14 protein-coding genes are annotated in these 18,410 nt (G+C 66.7%); 3 read left to right on the top strand and 11 right to left on the bottom strand.

Translation table 11 applies throughout. From position 1 onward, the window contains the following. Window positions 1–11: 11 nt before the first annotated feature. Window positions 12–1,130: an aminomethyltransferase family protein gene (locus ACQ66H_RS02565; RefSeq protein WP_430432683.1), complete on the bottom strand. Its 1,119-nt coding sequence runs from the start codon at window positions 1,128–1,130 to the stop codon at window positions 12–14. A 171-nt stretch (window positions 1,131–1,301) separates the two neighbouring features. Between ACQ66H_RS02565 and ACQ66H_RS02570 the strand changes: the two genes are divergently transcribed. Further along, window positions 1,302–1,700, top strand: coding sequence for a GFA family protein (locus tag ACQ66H_RS02570; RefSeq protein ID WP_430432684.1), 399 nt, complete (start codon window positions 1,302–1,304; stop codon window positions 1,698–1,700). Window positions 1,701–1,807: 107 nt separating this feature from the next. Here the strand turns inward: ACQ66H_RS02570 and ACQ66H_RS02575 are convergent, their stop codons facing one another. Together ACQ66H_RS02575 and ACQ66H_RS02580 are read right to left on the bottom strand one after the other, a co-directional pair. After that, window positions 1,808–3,856, bottom strand: a complete 2,049-nt coding sequence (locus ACQ66H_RS02575; RefSeq protein WP_430432685.1) for a DUF1989 domain-containing protein — start codon at window positions 3,854–3,856, stop codon at window positions 1,808–1,810. Window positions 3,857–4,193: 337 nt separating this feature from the next. Continuing rightward, the gene (locus tag ACQ66H_RS02580) at window positions 4,194–5,555 is read right to left on the bottom strand and encodes a flavin-containing monooxygenase (RefSeq protein WP_430432686.1); all 1,362 of its coding nucleotides are present in this window, start codon (window positions 5,553–5,555) and stop codon (window positions 4,194–4,196) included. Window positions 5,556–6,223: 668 nt separating this feature from the next. Between ACQ66H_RS02580 and ACQ66H_RS02585 the strand changes: the two genes are divergently transcribed. Continuing rightward, window positions 6,224–7,012 (top strand): TorF family putative porin, encoded by a 789-nt coding sequence (locus ACQ66H_RS02585; RefSeq protein WP_430432687.1) that lies wholly within the window; start codon window positions 6,224–6,226, stop codon window positions 7,010–7,012. A 51-nt stretch (window positions 7,013–7,063) separates the two neighbouring features. Continuing rightward, window positions 7,064–8,764 carry an APC family permease gene (locus ACQ66H_RS02590; RefSeq protein ID WP_430432688.1) on the top strand — a complete coding sequence of 567 codons (1,701 nt, stop codon included), beginning with the start codon at window positions 7,064–7,066 and terminating at the stop codon, window positions 8,762–8,764. A gap of 379 nt (window positions 8,765–9,143) precedes the next feature. Here the strand turns inward: ACQ66H_RS02590 and ACQ66H_RS02595 are convergent, their stop codons facing one another. The 8 genes from ACQ66H_RS02595 to accC form a co-directional block, all read right to left on the bottom strand. Then, entirely contained in the window at window positions 9,144–11,237 is a 2,094-nt protein-coding gene (locus ACQ66H_RS02595) for a putative bifunctional diguanylate cyclase/phosphodiesterase (protein ID WP_430432689.1), read from the bottom strand. Between the two features lie 184 nt (window positions 11,238–11,421). After that, window positions 11,422–12,036: an ANTAR domain-containing response regulator gene (locus tag ACQ66H_RS02600; protein ID WP_430432690.1), complete on the bottom strand. Its 615-nt coding sequence runs from the start codon at window positions 12,034–12,036 to the stop codon at window positions 11,422–11,424. 220 nt (window positions 12,037–12,256) lie between these two features. After that, window positions 12,257–13,528 (bottom strand): PAS domain S-box protein, encoded by a 1,272-nt coding sequence (locus tag ACQ66H_RS02605; protein ID WP_430432691.1) that lies wholly within the window; start codon window positions 13,526–13,528, stop codon window positions 12,257–12,259. A 354-nt stretch (window positions 13,529–13,882) separates the two neighbouring features. After that, complete coding sequence (locus ACQ66H_RS02610; RefSeq protein ID WP_430432692.1) at window positions 13,883–14,269, bottom strand: diacylglycerol kinase; 387 nt, start codon at window positions 14,267–14,269, stop codon at window positions 13,883–13,885. Between the two features lie 57 nt (window positions 14,270–14,326). Further along, the gene (gene tpx, locus ACQ66H_RS02615) at window positions 14,327–14,830 is read right to left on the bottom strand and encodes a thiol peroxidase (RefSeq protein ID WP_430432693.1); all 504 of its coding nucleotides are present in this window, start codon (window positions 14,828–14,830) and stop codon (window positions 14,327–14,329) included. A gap of 48 nt (window positions 14,831–14,878) precedes the next feature. Beyond that, on the bottom strand, window positions 14,879–16,099 hold the full coding sequence (locus ACQ66H_RS02620) for a DUF3426 domain-containing protein (RefSeq protein ID WP_430432694.1): 1,221 nt from the start codon (window positions 16,097–16,099) through the stop codon (window positions 14,879–14,881). Further along, on the bottom strand, window positions 16,099–17,046 hold the full coding sequence (gene prmA, locus ACQ66H_RS02625) for a 50S ribosomal protein L11 methyltransferase (RefSeq protein WP_430432695.1): 948 nt from the start codon (window positions 17,044–17,046) through the stop codon (window positions 16,099–16,101). Before prmA ends, ACQ66H_RS02620 begins: the two co-directional genes overlap by 1 nt. After that, on the bottom strand, window positions 17,043–18,404 hold the full coding sequence (accC, locus tag ACQ66H_RS02630) for an acetyl-CoA carboxylase biotin carboxylase subunit (protein ID WP_304013155.1): 1,362 nt from the start codon (window positions 18,402–18,404) through the stop codon (window positions 17,043–17,045). Before accC ends, prmA begins: the two co-directional genes overlap by 4 nt. Window positions 18,405–18,410: the final 6 nt, after the last annotated feature.

An 18,410-nucleotide genomic window follows, 5' to 3' on the forward strand; every position in this document is an offset into this window, starting at 1 on the left:
TCGATGCGCGATCAGCGCTTCTTGTCCGGATGGGTACGTTGACGCAGCGGGTCGTAGAACGGCGTCGGCACCACCAGCGCGGCCAGCTTGCCGGCCTTGCTGGCAATCGTCAGGCGGGTGCCGATGTTCGAGTACGACGGCTTCAGGTGCACCATGGCCAGCGACTGCATCAGCAGGCGGCTGTACGAAGCCGAGGTGACCACGCCGACTTCCTTCTCGCCGTCATAGACCTTGGCGCCTGCTTCGACCGCTTCGTGGTGCAGCACGGTCATGCCGGCCTGCTTGGCGCGTTCGCGGCCCTTCAGTGCGAGCACGGCAGCCTTGCCGATGTAATCGCCCTTCTTGTCGAGGTTGACCGCCCAGTCCATGTTCACTTCCCACGGCGTGGTGTCGCCTTCCGGCATTTCGAACGGGAAGAACAGCAGCGCGCCTTCGACGCGGGTCAGGTCGAGCGCGGTCCACGAGCAGGGGATGACGCCCTTCGGCTTGCCGGCTTCGAGAATGGTGTCCCACAGGAACACGGCGTCGGCCGCGCTGCAGTACACCTCGTAGCCGCGCTCGCCGGAGTAGCCGCCGCGGCCCAGCGTCACCTTCTTGCCGAACAGCGTGGTTTCGACGTGGTTGAAGTAGGGCAGCGCGGCCAGATCGGCGGGCGTGTGCGGGGCCAGCACGTCGAGCGAAACCGGGCCCTGCAGCGACAGGATGTGCACGTCAAGGTCGGCCTCGATCTTCACGTTCTTGCCGGCGGCCAGTGCGGCCAGCGTCTTCGGCGTGGCGCCGCTGCCGTGCGAAATGCGGAACTTCTCGGCGCTGTCGCGGATGATCATGATGTCGTTGACCAGCGCACCAGCTTCGTTCACTTCGCCGCCGAGGCGGGCGGTGCCCGGCTTCAGCTTGGTGATGTCGATGGTGACCAGACGGTCGATCACGGCTTCGGCGTCCGGGCCGGTCACGTTGACGATGTTCAGCGCCGACACGTCGTACAGGCCGGCGCGCGTACGCGTGGCGACGACTTCGTCGTGCGGGCAGCTGTTGTAGCTCCACGGGATCGGCATGTTGTTCCACGTATCGCCGTCGAGCTTAGAACCGAGCTGGCGGTGCCGCTCGTTCAGTACCGAATTCCTCTGCATTCCCGGATCTCCTTGTCGTGGGCGTCGCCGCGCTGCGCGGTCGATCTGGGACTGATTCTGTTGTCCGGGGCAGGACGGGACAATTCTCAAGAGGGGTTACCCCCTAGGTGGTATGTGCTCAGTGGCGCCTGCTGCGTACGCTGCGCGCATCACGAACAGGGGAGGCGAGCGATGGCGAAGGCCGGTGGAGGTGAAGGTGCGTGTCTGTGCGGTGCCGTGCGCTACCGCGTGCGGGGGGCGCTGAGCGCACCGGTGGCGTGCCATTGCAGCCAGTGCGCCCGCACCAGTGGACACCACGCGGTGATGGCGAGCTGCGCCGACGCCGACCTCGACATCATGGCGGACGACACCCTGCGCTGGTACGCCTCTTCGCCCAGTGTGAAACGCGGCTTCTGCGCCCGGTGCGGCGGAAACCTTTTCTGGAAGGACGCCGGATCCCATGTCACCTACGTGACCGCTGGCACGCTGGATCGGCCGACCGGACTGAAGCTGTCGGCCCACATCTTCGCCGGCTCGCGCGCCGACTACTACGACATCGACGACGAGCTGCCGCGCAGCGACGCCTGGTAGGGGCGAACGTTCACCGCGCGGCTGAGGCGGTGCGGATTGCATTCCGGAAATGAAAAAGGCGCGGAACGGCTTTCACCGCTCCGCGCCCTGCGGCCTGCTTACAGCGATCAGGCGCGCACGCGGGCCTTGGTCGGGTCGTAGTGCGAGGTCTTCACCTGGACCGCCTTGATGCGCTTCTGGTGCCCGTCCAGCTTGCCGATCTCGACTGTGGCACCCAGTTCGACCGCCGACACGTCCAGTCGCGCCAGCGCGATGGTCTTGCCGAGGATGGGCGAACGGGTGGTGCTGGTGATCTGGCCGATCTGCGCGCGGCCGTTGAAGATCGGGTCGCCGTGCGCCACCAGTTCGGTGCCTTCGATGTCCAGGCCGACCATGACGCGCGCCGGGTGCGCCTTGCGGCGTTCCAGTGCGGCCTTGCCGACGTAGTCATCCTCCTTGTCGGCCGCCACCGCGAAACCGATGCCGGCTTCGAACGGGTCGGTCTGGTCGCAGAAGTCGTACTCGGCGAAGATGAGCGCCGCTTCGATGCGCAGCATGTCGAGCGCGGCCAGGCCCATCGGCGCGATGCCGTGCGGTTCGCCCGCCTTGGCGATGGCGTCCCACACCTGCACCGCGTGCTTCGGGTGGCACCACACTTCGTAGCCCAGTTCGCCGGTGTAGCCGGTGCGCGACACGACGACCGGCAGGCCGTCGATCTTGCCCACGGTCAGGCGGAACCACTTCAGTTCGTCCATCGACGCATTGCCCGGCGGCGTGACCACGATCTCGCGCAGGATGTCGCGCGACTTCGGGCCCTGCACCGACAGGTTGTGCAGCTGGTCGGTGGAGGATTTCACCCACACGCGCAGGTTGTGCTTGGCCGCCAGTTCGCGCAGCCACACGCCGCAGTAGTCGTCGCCGCACACCAGACGGAAGTTGTTCTGGCACAGGCGGAACACGGTGCCGTCGTCGATCATGCCGCCGTGCTCGTAGCAGAGCGCGGTGTAGACGATCTGGCCGACCGCCAGCTTGCGGATGTTGCGCGTGGTGGCGAGCTGCAGCAGCTGCTCGGCGTCCGGGCCGGTGATTTCGAACTTGCGCAGCGCGGACAGATCGATCATCACCGCGCGTTCGCGGCAGGCCCAGTATTCGTCGATTGGGCCGTTGGACGAGAACGAATCCTGCAGCCAGAAGCCGCGGTACTCGACCATGCGGCGGGTGAGCGCGGAGGTACGGGCGTGGAAGCCGGTCTCGCGGGTCAGTTTGGGGGCGGCGTCGGGCGTCATGCGGTGTGCGATCCCTTTGGAGAAGTTGTTCGAGGCGTCATAGACCCGCACGTGGATATCCGTCGGGTTCCAGCCGTTGGCCGGGTCGATGTCGTCGGTGCAGGACGAGGAGGCGCAGACCAGGTCGGTCATCGCGCGCAGCAGCACGTAGTCGCCAGCGCGCGACCACGGTTCGTCCAGGCTGATGCTGTCGTCGTGATTGACGATGGTGTTGTAGAAGAAGTTGATCGCGGGCCAGCCTGCACGACGCGCCACGCCGTGCGGTTCGAGCGCGTTGTTGAAGTTGTCGCTGCAGTTGGCGTGACCGGGGTAACCCATGTCGTCGTAGTACTTCGCACTGCAGGCCAGCATGAAGGTGTCGTGGCGGCCGACGGTGTCGCGGACCACCTCGACCAGCGGCACCTGGCGCTCGTCGTAGTACTTGTTCAGCAGGCCGGGGCCGGGGCTGGCCGAACCCATCAGCGTGCGCGTGGTGGTCGGGTCGAGGTCGTACTCCTGGCCCTGCGCCAGCGCGGCGGCATCGAAGGCGAGGAAGTCGGAGCACTGGCGGCCGTTGACGTCGATCACCTGGATGTAGTCGCCGGCCCTCACGCGGTAGGCCTGCGCGGTGCCGGCGGCGATGCGCAGGTCGAGCACCGGCGGCGCCAGCGGCGGCGGCGCGATGCCGGCGACCGACTCGGCGCACTCGACGTCGGCGATCAGTTCGGTCGGCGCGTTCTGCTGGTCGGGCTGCATGTCCTCGCCTGGCGCATGCAGCGCGCAGCGCACGGCGCCCGGTGCAGTGACGACGTGCCGGGCTCCGGGCAGCCCGTCGCTGCCGAACAGCTCGGCGCAGACCAGGCTCCAGCCGGCAGGTGCGCCGCTGAGCAGTGCGCGGGCAAAGGCCGGCACATCGGCCGGGGTGACACCGACAGACCGGGCAGCATGGCGGTGGCGATGCCGGTCGGGCCGGCGACGTAGAGCAGGCCAGGCTGCAGGCCTTCGGGGTCGGTCAGCGTGAGGCGGTCGCCGGCGGCGAGGTCGAAGGACACCGCCGCGCCGCCAGGAGCGACGTGACGGACGTGGCGCGCACGCGTTCGCGCGGCAGTCGCCGGATTCAGCGAAGGTTCGACGATCGTGTTCATGTCATGGAAGCACCCGCGACCCGACGTGCCCGGTGGTGGCCGGGCAGGTCGGGTCGCATCAGGGTTGGTCGGTCACGGGTGTGACACCCGTGGGCCCCGGGCCGTCAGGCCTGCTCGGTCGAGGCCGGCTCGTTCAGATAGGCCTCGAGCGAGTCGTCCAGTGCCTCCAGCCACGAGGTGTGGTGCGGCGTGGCCATGGTGCCGGTCATCAGCGAGCGGTAGCACTTGTTGCGGTAGCCCATGATGTCCTCGTACTTGTCCTTCTTCCACTCCAGGAAGGTCTGGTTGACCTCGGGAATCGGGAAGCTCGGATAGTCGGTGGCGTCGATCAGGTGCTGGATGTACTTGCCCTGGAATTCGAACATCTGCTGGGCGTCTTCCAGCGTCAGTTCCTCTTCGCGCCACTTCATGTCCTCGGCGTGCATCTCTTCGTACGACGGCACCGGCAGGCGGCCGAGGATGACGTCGCGCGCGTACCAGGCCTGGGCGTCGAACATGTTGAAGCTGTACCACTGGTCCTGCATGCCGAGGTACATCAGCTGCGGGTTGTCCTCCCACATGATGCCCTTGTACAGATTGAGCGGCCACAGACGGTTGTCCGTCTTCAGGCGCAGTTCTTCCGACAGGAACGGGAAGTGGTGCTTGTAGCCGGTGCACAGGATGACGGCGTCGATGTGCTTGCTGGTGCCGTCGGCGAAGTGGGCGGTCTTGCCTTCGACGCGCAGCAGTTGCGGCTTCTCTTCCCAATTGGCGGGCCACTTGTAGCCCATCGGGTTGGTGCGGTAGCAGCTGGTGATCGAGCGGGCGCCGTACTTGTAGCACTGCGAGCCGATGTCTTCCGCCGAGTAGCTGGCGCCGACGATGAGTACGTCCTTGCCCTTGAATTCGAGCGCGTCGCGGAAGTCGTGCGCGTGCAGCACGCGGCCGCCGAAGGTTTCGAAGCCGGGGAAGTAGGGCACGTTCGGCGTCGAGAAGTGGCCGCTGGCGACGATGACGTAGTCGAACTCTTCCGAGTAGGTCACGTCCTGGTCGTAGTTGTGCACGGTGACGGTGAACTTCTTCGTCGCGTCGTCAAAGGTGACGTTGCGGGCGGCGGTGTTGAAGCGGATGTACTTGCGCACGCCGGCCTTCTCGACGCGGCCCTTGATGTAGTCCCACAGCACTTCCCGCGGAGGGTAGGAACCCATCGGGCGACCGAAGTGCTCGTCGAAGGTGTAGTCGGCGAATTCCAGACATTCCTTCGGGCCGTTGGACCAGAGGTAGCGGTACATGCTGCCGTGCACCGGCTCGCCGTGCTCGTCCAGGCCGGTGCGCCAGGTGTAGTTCCACATGCCGCCCCAGTCCGACTGCTTTTCGTAGCACACGATTTCCGGAATGTCGGCGCCCTTGGACTGGGCGGACTGGAAGGCCCGGAGCTGGGCCAGGCCGCTGGGGCCGGCGCCGATGATGGCAACGCGCTTCTTCATGATCTGTATCCCTCTTGTGTGGTCCGTTCTGGATACGACCGCGGCATGCGCTCGGCTGCCCGGTCGGTCGCTGGACGTCGTGCATTCGCCGCGTCTCAGGTGCGGCGAATGATGCGAAGGCCGATCAATGCCCACAATTCTCAAGAGGGATTACCTCTTAAGGGGTAAGGGGCGGGTGAGTCGAGGGGCTAGGGACTAGGGATCAGGGGCTATGGAACAGGTGTGGCTGCGCCACACGAGGTCAGGGCGCGGCCCCTCTCGCCCCCAGCCCCTGATCCCTGGCCCCTGCTTACCCCTTAAGAGGTAATCCCTTGTGAGAATTGTTCCGACGGCGGCCCGCTTCCAATAATCGGACCCACATCGAGACGACCGCGCAACGTCAGCCGGTCGCGAAGTGCGGGGAGATCAGGGTGACGCAGTGCTGCTGCCGTTTTGACGCCGATCACGGACACGCCTCTCCGGACCCCTTCCGCACTTCTTCCTTCAGCACTCCCGCCAGTCGCAGCGTCGCGGCCGGTGCAGATTCTTCGCCACACCCGTTTCCGAGTATCAGGGTCGCATCCGGCAACGACGCCAGGTCGCGCGCCGACTCACAACCGGACAGCTATGGGCAGGCCGTCCGCTTTTTCAGATCGCCCGAAACCGTGGATCAACAGAGGGAGAACACCGTGCTTAACCACCGACGTCACCGCAACACCCTGAGCGCCGTATTGCTGGGCCTGCTCGCCGTACCGTTCTGTGCCCAGGCTCAGGAAGCCGCGGCCGCCGCGCCGGCCTATACGATCAGTGCCAATGTGGGCCTGTTCTCGCAGTACATCTTCCGCGGCATCAGCTACACGCAGGAAAATCCGGCGGTGCAGGGCGGTTTCGACCTCGCGCACTCGAGTGGCGCCTACCTGGGCATCTGGGGCACCAATGTGAGCGACCTGGCGCTGTCGAACGCGACCGGCGAGATCGACGTCTATGGCGGCTTTGCCAAGACCATCGACGACTGGACCTTCGATGTCGGCTTCCTGCAGTTCATTTTCCCGGGCGGCAAGTACGATCCGTCGGGCGAGAGCCTGAACACGCTGGAACTGAACGCGGCGGTGACGTGGAAGTTCATCCAGCTGAAGTACTCGTACGCGGTGACCGACTACTTCGGTTTCAGCAAGAAGGCTTTCGGAGCGGATTCGGACGGTTCGGACTACATCGAGCTGAACGCGAACTACGAGTTCATGCCGTCGTGGATCGCCAACGTTCACGTCGGTCACCAGAAGGTGAAGAACTATGACGATTACGACTTCACGGACTGGAAGGTCGGCGTGACGAAGAACTTCGAAGGGGGCTGGCAGGCGGCGGTGGCGTATGTGGATACGAACGCGGACAAGAACTTCTACACCATCTGCGACAACGGCATCCGTTGCAAGGACACCGGCGACAGCAAGTGGCTGATCTACGTGAAGCGCACGTTCTGATGACCAGGGGGCCGCAGCGATGCGGCCCCTTGCGCACAAGGGGGATATGACATGAGCAGCAATGCGGATGTAATCGGAGCGGCGCCGGTACGGTCGGCCAGCCGCGCCGAAAGTGCTTCACTGCACCGGAAGATCGACTGGACCGGTGCGTTCTGGGTGGCCAGCGGCGTGCCGGCGCTGGTGCTGTTTTCCATCGGCGCCATCGCCGCCACGGTCGGCAAGCCGTCGTGGATGGTGTGGGCGCTGTCGATCGGCTTCGGCTTCATACAGGCCTTCACCTATGCCGAAATCGCCGGCCTGTTCCCGCACAAGTCGGGTGGCGCTTCGGTGTATGGCGCGGTCGCCTGGGTGCGTTACAGCAAGATCATCGCGCCGGTGTCGGTGTGGTGTAACTGGTTCGCCTGGTCGCCGGTGCTTGCCATCGGTTCCGGTCTGGCGGCCGGCTATATCCTCGGTGCGCTGTTCCCGGCCGATGCGGCGATCAACACCTGGCAGCTGACGCTGGTCAACCTGAGCTTCATCAAGTCCGGGCTCGAACTGCGCATCAACGCGACCTTCCTGGTCGGCGTCGTGCTGTTGCTGGCGGTGTTCGGCATCCAGCACGGCGGCATCCTGCGTTCGGCTCGTACGACCATGGTGCTTGGCGTCACGGCGCTGATTCCGCTGATGCTGATCGCGCTGGTGCCGCTGCTGTCCGGCGACATGCCGTTCACCCACTTCTCGCCGATGGTGCCCATCGCCTACGAGAACGGTCTGGTGGTCGATGGCACCTGGAACATGGCGGGCGTCACGCTGATGGCAGGCGGCCTGTTCATCGCCGCGTGGTTGACCTACGGTTTCGAAACGGCGGTCTGCTACACCCGCGAGTTCAAGGATCCGAAGAAGGACACCTTCAAGGCCATCTTCTACTCGGGTCTGCTGTGCATCGTCGTGTTCACGCTGGTGCCGCTCGCCTTCCAGGGCCATCTCGGCCTGGGTGAGGTGGTGACGCCGCCGGTGGTCGATGCGGACGGCACGGTGAGCACGCCGGCGGTCTACAGCGGCATGCTGGCACCCGATGTCTACAGCGGCATGGGTGTGGCCAACGTGATGTCGCACATGGTCGGCGGTGGCGAAGTGGTGGCCAATGTGCTGGTCGTCATGCTGGTGCTGGCGGTGCTGCTGTCCATCATGACCTCGATGGCGGGTTCGTCGCGCACGCTGTACCAGGCTTCGGTCGATGGCTGGCTGCCGCGCTACCTGTCGCACGTCAATGAACACGGCGCACCGACCCGCGCGATGTGGACGGATCTGGGCTTCAACCTGATCCTGCTGCTGATGTCGGACTACGTGTTCGTGCTGGCCTGCTCCAACGTCGGCTACATCATGTTCAACTTCCTGAACCTGAACTCCGGCTGGATCCACCGCATCGACCGTCCGGACTGGGACCGCCCGTTCAAGGCGCCGAAGATCATCCTCGGCATCGGCGTCGTGCTCGGTTTCGTCAACCTCGCGCTGATGGGTCTCGGTGCAGACATCTACGGCGCGGGCACGCTGACCGCCGGTCTGGTGTTCGCGTCGCTGATCATCCCGGTCTTCCTGTATCGCCACTACGTGCAGGACAAGGGCAAGTTCCCGGACGCGATGCTGGAGGACATGCACCTGAACGACCAGCTGGCGGAAGGCGGCAAGCGTGCTGGCATCCTGCCCTACATCACGCTGGCGGCCGGCGTCGCGGTGGTGATCATCGCGCACAACATGGCGGTGTATTGATGCAGCAGAGCCGTCGCGCGTTCGCGTGACGGCCGCGGAACGATGTCCGCACTTGCCGGCATCGGCCACTCCTGCGGGAGTTGTCGATGCCGGTTTTCTTTTGGTTTCGCGGCGCCCGCTGTCTGCGCACGCCTACCCAGAATGGCTTACTCCCTCTTGAGAATTGTCCGGCCGATGGCGCATGCAGATAATCGCTCTGCCCTGCCTGAATCGTCGAATGACGCACTCAGGCGGAGCAAGCGGGAATGCGGGGTGCATTCCTGCCGGATGCGCAGGTCCCGGCGTGAACGTCGGGACAACCAACTCTCCTCACCTTCACCGGCACGTGCAGCCAGCTCCTCCTGGTCAGCACCTGCCGGTTTCTTTCTCAGGCCTGCGCTCAGGTCTGCGGGGTGGCCGGGTTGAAACAGCTCAGGCACAGCAGTTCTTCCGGGCGCACCGGTCGGCTGAACAGATAGCCCTGCAGGCGGTGGCAGCCGAGCTCGGTCAGCTGCGCCAGCTGCCCCGGCGTTTCCACACCCTCGGCGACGATTTCCAGCCCCATGCTGTCGGCCAGCGAGGTGATGGCGCGCACGATGGTGACGGCGTCGGAACTGCTGCGCAGCTGGCTTACGAAGCTGCGATCGATCTTCAGCGTGCGCACTGCAAAGCGCATCAGATAGGCGAGCGACGAGTAGCCGGTGCCGAAATCGTCGATGGCGAGACTGATGCCCATGGTGTCGAGCGCGCCGAGAATGTCGGTGGTGCGCGGGATGTCCTCCATCAGCGTGCTTTCGGTGATCTCCAGCTCCAGCATGCGCGGATCGACACCGGCTTCCCGCAGCGCGCCGGCGATGTCGCTCACCAGGTCGTCGTCGCGCAACTGCCGGCCCGACAGGTTGAAGGCGAGGTGCAGCTGCGGCTGTGTCGCCTGCAGCATGCGCAGGTCGCGCAGCGCTTCGCGCAGCGACCAGCGGCTGACCGGCACGATGAGTCCGGTTTCCTCCAGCAGCGGAATGAAGCGGTCAGGCGGCACCACACCCTCGGTCGGGCTGTTCCAGCGCAGCAGCGCCTCGATCGTCGCCACGCGGCCGGTGCGGGTGTCGATGATGGGCTGATAGACGAGGAAGAACTCGCGCCGTTCGAGCGCGCCGTGCAGCGCGATCTCCGCCGACAGATTGGTGTGCGCGTGCGCATCCATGCTCTGGTCGTAGAAGCGCACGGTGTTGCGGCCCGCCGCCTTGGCGCGGTACATCGACAGGTCGGCGCGGCTGAGCAGCTCGTTGACCGAGTGACCGTTCTCCGGGAACAGTGCGATGCCGACGCTGGCGCTGACGAAGAATTCGCGCCCCTGCACGCGCACGCCTTCGGCAAGGGCCGCCAGTATCTTCTCCGCGATCTCGGTGACGGCCGCGCGGTCGCCGGTCTCTTCCAGCAGCACGGTGAACTCGTCGCCGCCCAGTCGTGCCACCGTGTCTGAGGCGCGCACGCAGCCGCGCAGCCGTGCGGCGACCTCGGTCAGCAGCGCGTCGCCGACGCTGTGGCCCAAGGTGTCGTTGATCACCTTGAAGCGGTCGAGGTCGATGAACAGCACGGCCAGCGGGCACTCGGTGCGCATGGCGCGGCGCATGGCCTGGCGCAGCCGGTCGGTGAACAGCCGGCGGTTGGGCAGGTCGGTCAGCGCGTCCATACCTGCCAGATACTCCAGCTGGTCCTGCGCGCGGATGCGTTCGCTGACGTCGCGCGAGGTGGCGACGTAGTGACTGATCCGTTGCTGTGCGTCGCGGATCGGGCTGATCGTCTTCTCTTCGTGATACAGCTCGCCGTTCTTGCGCCGGTTGGTGAACACCATGCGGAACACCTCGCCGCTGCGCAGTGCACGCCACAGTCGGGCATAGACGTCGGGGCCGTGCAGGCCCGATTTGAGCAGACCGGGCGAGCGCCCCAGCACTTCCTCGGCGGAGTAGCCGGTACTGCGCTCGAACGCTGGATTCACGTACTCGATCAGGCCGCCGGCACAGGTGATCAGCACCGCGTCGCCGGCCTGGTGCGCCGCGCGCGCCAGCAGGCGAAGTTCGCGCTGCGCGGCGTCCTCCGGCGTGCCGTGGCTGACGCGCAGCAGCCAGTGACCGCTCGCGTCGCCGGGCAGCGGAGCGCACTCGACGCAGACCGGACGACCTCCGTCATGCAGATGCCAGATATGCCGGCTCACCGCGTTGCCGCAACCGGCCCGGAAGGCCGGCCAGCCCGACTCGCCGTCGTTGTCGAGTTCGCGGAACACACGGTGCACCGGCTGCCCGCGGACGTCGGTCAAGGTGTCGGGCCAGCCGGTGTGGTCGATGATCCGGCCCTCGTGGGAAAGCCTGAGCAATGCCGTCGTTGCAGCCTGCGGCGCGTCGCCGACGGCGACGCTGAAGGCATCAGGGAAGGAAACGTGCTGCGTGCATGGCATGTCCATGGCGCTGCAGCTGAACAGTGCGGAAACGACGGCCATCGTGCATCCCCCGGTTTACATGGCAGCGTCCTGAACCCGTGTGTCCGGGTCAGGATGCATTGAATGTCGGGCGGGGTTCGGGCCCTTCTGCGCGCTCTGCGACGCGCCTTCTTCTGCTGCTTACGGTTCGCGCACAGGGCTGCTTGAGGCCTGTCGTCGCGATCCTCTCGCGGGAGACAGAGGGCTACTGACCGGCGCCGGCTCGCGGCGTACCGCCGGCAAGCGGCTGCATCATGTCCTTGGCGACGTCTTCGATGCGTCGGCGCTGGGCGCGCGCTGTCTTGCGCAGCATTTCGAAGGCGGGCTGGCGGTCTATGCGCAGACGCTCCATCAGGATGCCGACGGCGATGCTGATTTCGCGCCGCTCGTCGAGCGCGCGCTGCAGGTGCTGGCCGGTACTGCGCAGCTGGCGCAGCTCTTCCGAGCGCGCCAGTGCGGTGCGCAGCGTGGGCAGCAGTTGTTCGACGTCGAGCGGCTTGACCAGATAAGCCAGCGCACCGCGTTCGATGGCGCTGCGCACCCGACCCGGATCGCCGAAGGCGGTCAGGAAGATCAGCGGCAGCCCATGGTGCTCGCGCAGTACCGCCGCGAACTCCAGCCCGGTCATGCCCGGCAGCTTCTCGTCGAGGATGACCAGATCGATGCGCGTCGTCCCGAGCAGCGCCAGCGCCTCTTCGGCCGAGCGTGCGACATGGACGCCGTAGCCGTGAGCGCGCAGCCCGTCGCCCAGCGTGGCTGCGTTCAGCCGGTCGTCTTCAACCAGCAGCAGTTGCGGGCTGGTGTCGTCGTATGTGTGCATGGTCGCGGGTCTCGTCAAACGTAATGATGGGTGGCCGCAGCGCGAGGCGCGTCAGTACGCGTCCCGGCTGCTGGCGAAAATCCAGTGTGGCGTGCTCGGTCGGCAGCAGCGCGGCCAGCAGTTCTAGGCCCTGGCCGAGGCCGCGCCGCGCGGCGAAATCAAAGCCGGGCGGCAGCTCGCCGCCGTTGCCAATGACGATGAGTGCGCCGTCGTCGTCCGTTCACAGCTCGACGTCCACACCGGCGTCGCGGTCGATCTGCCGGTGCTTCACCGCATTCATCAGCAGCTCGTTGAGCACGATGGCCAGCGGCACCGCTTCGCTGTCGGCCAGACGCAGTTCGAAGGCGCTGAGGTCGCGCACGTCGAGCTTCACCCGGGCGTCGAACAGGCCCTCGATGCTGCCGGCAATCATGCGCAGGAATTCGCCGAGCTGAACCGGTGCACCGGCCTGGCTGCCCTGCAGCTCGTGGATGACGGCGATCGATCGAACCTGGCTGATGGCGCCGGTCAGCGCGTGGGCGAGCGCCGGGTGCTGCCCGGCGCAGCGGCGGAGCAGTCCGACCACGCCCTGCAGGCTGTTCTTGATGCGGTGGTGCGCCTCACGCACCAACGTTTCGCGCTGCCGTTCGGCCTGCGCGAGCCGGTGCGCCTCGGCTTCCTTGCGCGCCGTGATGTCCTCGGCGACCCCGGCCACGCGTGCATGGCCGTCCTGCGCCTGCCACGGGAAGGCGCGGCAGTGCAGCCAGCGCAGGCCGCCTTTGCGGTCGGCGACGCGCACCTCGACTTGCGCCACCTCGCCCTGCGCCTGGGCAGCGAGAAAGGTTTCGAAACGCGATCGGTCGGGCGGCGCCACCGCCTGTGCCCAGCCGTTCAGGTCGCCGGGCTGTTCGCCGTTCGGCAATGCGCTGATGTCCGAAAAGGCGGGGCTGGCGTAGTACAGCGCACGCGTGTGCGGGTCGCTGACCCAGAAGATTTCGCGGATGTGCTCGGCCAGCAGATAGAAGCGCTCCTGCGCCGCACGCAGCGCGGCTTCGGCCTGCTTGCGTTCGCGGATGTCGCGCACGACCGCGATGACCGCGGGTCCGCCGGCGAACTCGATGCGCGAGCCGACGACGTTGACCGCGACTGCTTCACCGTCGCGGGTGAGCGCCACGCCATCGAGGTAGCGCGTGCTGCGCCGCATCGCCAGTTCGTCGAAACAGGCCTGGATGCGCGTCTCTTCGGACGGCGGGTAGAGCATGGATACGTGCTTGCCGGCGACTTCCGCGGGGCGGTAGCCCAGCAGTTCGCTCGCCGCACCGTTCATGTGCATGATCACGCCGCGCGGCGTCATCAGAAGCAGGGCGTCGGCGATGCCCTCGAACAGGTCGGGGAAGGCGGGGATGCCTATGGCATCGGCGTCGCGCTCGCTCTTTCCCTGTCGCGTGCCTGCGACCTCGCCGCCCGGAAGACCCGGTGCGGGTGCTGCTGGGAATGCAAATTCGCGAACCATCGTGGTGCGCCCCCCTGGCTGCGCCTGTTCTGCCGTACTCGAAAGCTTCGCGCTGGGGCCGGGCGCTGAGCGTACGCAAATCCGTTGCCACCTGATGCGTGGCACTTTTCAATTCAAGTTTAGCGCAAGCGCGTCGGCGGATTCAGGCCACGAAATGCTTTGCTGCGGCCATTTGTAACGATCGGGTTCCGGAGTGGATGGGAAAACGATCTGCGCGCCTGCTGGTGATGGCGGCGACAGCGACGGGAAGTGATCACGGCTGACCGTCGAGGGCGGTGTGCGTGCCCGGCGGCGGCGGAATACAGCGCGCCGGCGGCCGGGGCCGCCGGCGAAAGGTGCCGGAGCGGCGGCTGCTCAGCCGCTCCAGAATCGGGCGCACAGCACCAGTGCCCACACGAGGAGCAGGTTGAGCAGAGAAACCATGACGGCGGCAGAGCCGATGTCCTTGGCGCGTTTGGCGAGCGCGTGGTTCTCCAGCGAAATGCGGTTGACGGTGGCTTCGACGGCGGAATTGAGCAGCTCGACGATCAGCACCAGCAGCACCGAGAACACCATCAGCGCGCGTTCGACACCGCTGTTGCCGAGCCACAGCGCGAGCGGCAGCAGCAGCGCGGCGGCGATCACTTCCTGGCGGAAGGCGTCTTCGTGACGGAAGGCGGCACCCAGACCTTCGGCTGAGTAGCGGGTGGCATTGAGCAGACGGCGCAGACCGGTCTTGCCCTTGAACGGACTTTCTTGCATCGGCACAGCTTGGGACGGAAATGTTGCAGGGCGCCGGTCGGCGCCCTGCGGAAGGACTTACTTCAGCGCAGCCAGTGCGGCGGCGTAGTCGGGTTCCTGCTTGATTTCCGGCACCAGCTCGGCGTGCAGCACTGTGTCGTCGGCGTCGAGCACCAGCACAGCGCGCGCGGTCAGGCCGGCCAGCGGGCCATCAATGATTTCGACGCCGTAATTGGCCATGAACTCGCGGCCGCGCAGCGTCGACAGCGACTGCACGTTCTGCAGGCCCTCGGTCTCGCAGAAGCGCTTCATCGCGAACGGCAGATCGGCGGAAACGACCAGTACGACGGTGTTGGCGATGCTGCCCGCCTGTTCGTTGAACTTGCGGGTCGATGTCTGGCACACCGGGGTGTCCAGGCTGGGCACGATGTTGAGCACTTTGCGCTTGCCGGCTAGGCTGGCCAGCGACACGTCGGCCAGGTCGGTGCCGACCAGCGTGAAGGCGGGCGCCCTGGTGCCCTTGGCAGGGAAGTGACCGGCGAGGTGGATGGGATTGCCGGCGAGCGTGACGGTCTGGGTCATGGGGTGTTCCTCCTGGTGCGTGGCGCTGCGAGGGGCCCGATCGGTTGATCAGGGATAGAAGACGTAGAGGCGGTAGCCGCCGGCGTTGGTGTCGGTCGGGTTGACCAGCACGCTGACCGCCTGTTCCGATGCCGCCGCGAATTCGCTGCCCTGGCGGTCGGCCGGCAGGTAGTCGGCGGGTGCGAGCACGCGGCGCACGATGGGCCGGTCGCTGGTGTCGGTCAGACTCAGTTCGAGGTGCGGCCAGTCCTGCGCGTGCGTGGCGCCGTTGCGCAGCAGCGCATTCAGGCGCAGCAGCGGTGCGCGTTCGGTGTCCGGATTCAGCTCCGATGATTCGATGCTGATCAGGTCGGCGCGCCGCGGCGCCGGCAGCGTGCAGCCGACGCGGGCGCAGGCCTGCTCGAACAGCGGCTTGAGCGCCGGTTGCGCGATCACCAGTTCGGTGCGGAACAGATAGGCAAGCTGGGCAGCGGCCAGCAGCACCAGCAGCAGGATGCCCACGCTCCACAGCACCGTCTTCAGCGCGCTGCGGCGCGGCGTCTGGTCTTCGCCATACAGTTCGCGGCGGATGCGCTGTACCGCAGGGTCGCGCACCGGTTCGAGCGCCGGCGGCGGGTCGAGCAGGGGATCGCGCGCGGGCGCGGCGACGATGTCGTCGTCGGGGGCCGGCGCGGCTTCAAGTTCGACGATGTCCAGCGGCTGCGTGACGTCCGGATCGGGCTCGGGCGCCGTATCGCCTGCGGCGGCCGTGACCGGATGGTCGTTGACGGGAGCTTCGTTTTCGGCGGCGGCTTCAACGGCCTCAGGGGCCTCAGCGGCTTCTGCGGGCGCCGTGTCGTCGGCGCGCGTCTGCCAGTAGTCGGTGGTGCGTTCGACCAGCGCCTCCATGCTGTCGCCGGGCTGCGGCGAGGGCGGCACGTCGGCGCTGCCGACGTCGAGGTCCAGCCGGTCGGTGGTGACGGCGGCCGGGTCGTCCGCCCGCAGTTCGATGTCCGGTTCTGCAGCGAAAGTCAGCGTGGCGTGGCTGTGTTCCGGTTCGTCCGCGACCGGTGCAGCGCTCTCGATTTCGGTGGTGGTGGGCGGCGTTGCGAGGGCTGCGACGGCGGGCGTGGGCGTGTCGCCGCTTTTCGGGAGCGGCACGTCCACCATCGCGTTGACCGCGTCGAATACCGTGTGGCAGCGACCGCAGCGCACGCGGCCCTCGCGTGCCCGGAGCTGCACCGTGTTGACGCGGAAGACGGTGGCGCAGGCCGGGCAGCGGGACAGCATCAGACGCGCGTCCCGGTCAGCAGCACCCAGCCTTCCCGCTCGCCGGCAACCTCCAGTTCGAAGGCCGGGCGATAGGCGGCGCGCACCATGTCGGTCTGCGCGGCGAGGATGCCGGACAGCGCAATGCGTCCGCCGCTGCGCGTGAGGCCGCACAGCAGCGGCGCCAGCACGGTGAGCGGATTGGCCAGGATGTTGGCCACCACGACGTCGGCCGTGTGGTCGATGTTCTCGCGCGAATGCAGCAGCTCGAGCGTGGCGCCGTTGCGCTCCGCGTTGTAGCGCGCGGCGTCCATCGCATGCGGGTCGATGTCGGTGCCGGTCACGCGCGCCGCACCGAGCTTGGCCGCGGCGAGCGCGAGGATGCCGGAACCGCAGCCGTAGTCGATCACCGTTTCGCCGCCACGGATGACCGAATCCAGCCATTCCAGGCAGAGCCGGGTGGTGGGGTGCGAGCCGGTGCCGAAGGCCATGCCGGGGTCGAGCGTGATGTTGATCGCCGCAGGGTCGGGCTGGTCATGCCAGGACGGCACGATCCACAGCCGCTTCGATACCGGGATGGGCTCGAACTGAGCCTGCGTGATGCGCACCCAGTTCTGCTCGTCCAGCGGCGAGGTCGTGTAAGGGGGCGGTGCGGTCAGGCCGGCCTGTTCAGCCGCCTCGGCCATCGCGGTCGCGTAGTCAGCGTCGCGGTCGAACAGAGCGTGGATGCGCGAATGCGGCCACAACTCGACGGCGACCGGCATGCCGGGTTCGCCGAACTGCGGCTTTTCATCCGGCGTGCCGGCGTCGGCGTCCTCGATGTCAACCGACAGCGCGCCCGCTTCGAGCAGCGCGTCCGACAGCGCTTCGGCGTTGGCCGAATCGGCCAGCAGCGTGACCGTGATCCAGCCGCCGGCTGATGTCGGCTCGCCCTGCTCCTCGGCCCGCTGTTCCCCGGACTCGCTCATTTGACCTTGGCCGCTTCCTGCGCCGCGAGCTTCTGCTCGAGGTAGTGGATGCTGGTGCCGCCGTCCATGAAGCGGGTGTCGTGCATCAGCTCTTGATGCAGCGGGATATTGGTCTTGATGCCGCTGACGATCATTTCCGACAGCGCGATGCGCATGCGGCGGATGGCCTGGTCGCGCGTGTCGCCGTAGGTGATCACCTTGCCTATCATCGAATCGTAGTGCGGCGGCACGGTGTAGCCCTGATACACGTGCGAATCGACGCGCACGCCGGGGCCGCCCGGCGGGTGGTAGCCGGTGATCTTGCCCGGGCTGGGCGTGAACTTGTACGGGTCTTCGGCGTTGATGCGGCATTCCAGCGCGTGGCCGGTCAGCTTGATGTCGCGCTGCTTGAAGCGCAGCTTCTCGCCGGCCGCGACACGGATCTGCTCCTGCACCAGGTCGATGCCGGTGATCAGTTCGGTCACCGGGTGCTCGACCTGGATGCGGGTGTTCATTTCGATGAAATAGAACTCGCCGTTCTCGTACAGGAACTCGAAGGTGCCGGCGCCGCGGTAGTTGATGCGGCGGCAGGCTTCGGCACAGCGCTCGCCGACGCGGGCGATCAGCCGTGCCGGAACACCGGGGGCCGGTGCTTCCTCGATGATCTTCTGGTGGCGGCGTTGCATGGAGCAGTCGCGCTCGCCCAGATAGACGGCGTTGCCGTGTGCGTCGGCCAGCACCTGGATTTCGATATGGCGCGGGTTCTCGAGGAACTTCTCCATGTACACGGCGGGGTTGTTGAACGCCGCGCCGGCTTCGGCACGGGTCATCTGCACCGCGTTGATCAGTGCCGCCTCGGTGTGCACGGTACGCATGCCGCGTCCGCCGCCGCCGCCGGCCGCCTTGATGATGACCGGGTAACCGATGGAACGCGCGATGCGGACGATTTCCTTCGGGTCGTCGCCGAGCGCGCCTTCGGAGCCGGGCACGCAGGGCACCCCGGCCGCCTTCATCGCGTCCTTGGCCGATACCTTGTCACCCATCAGCGTGATGGTTTCCGGGCGCGGGCCGATGAACACGAAGCCGCTGCGTTCGACGCGTTCGGCGAAATCGGCGTTCTCGGACAGGAAGCCGTAACCGGGGTGGATGGCTTCCGCATCCGTCACTTCGGCGGCCGAAATGATGGCGGGGATATTCAGGTAGGACTGGCCGGACGGCGCCGGGCCGATACAGACCGATTCATCGGCCAGTCTGACGTACTTCGCCTCGGTGTCGGCTTCGGAGTGCACCGCCACGGTGCGGATGCCCAGCTCGCGGCAGGCGCGCAGGATGCGCAGCGCAATCTCGCCACGGTTCGCGATCAGAATTTTTCCGAACATGGGGAG

The sequence above is a fragment of the Methyloversatilis sp. genome (genome assembly GCF_965284615.1).
Classification (GTDB): domain Bacteria; phylum Pseudomonadota; class Gammaproteobacteria; order Burkholderiales; family Rhodocyclaceae; genus Methyloversatilis.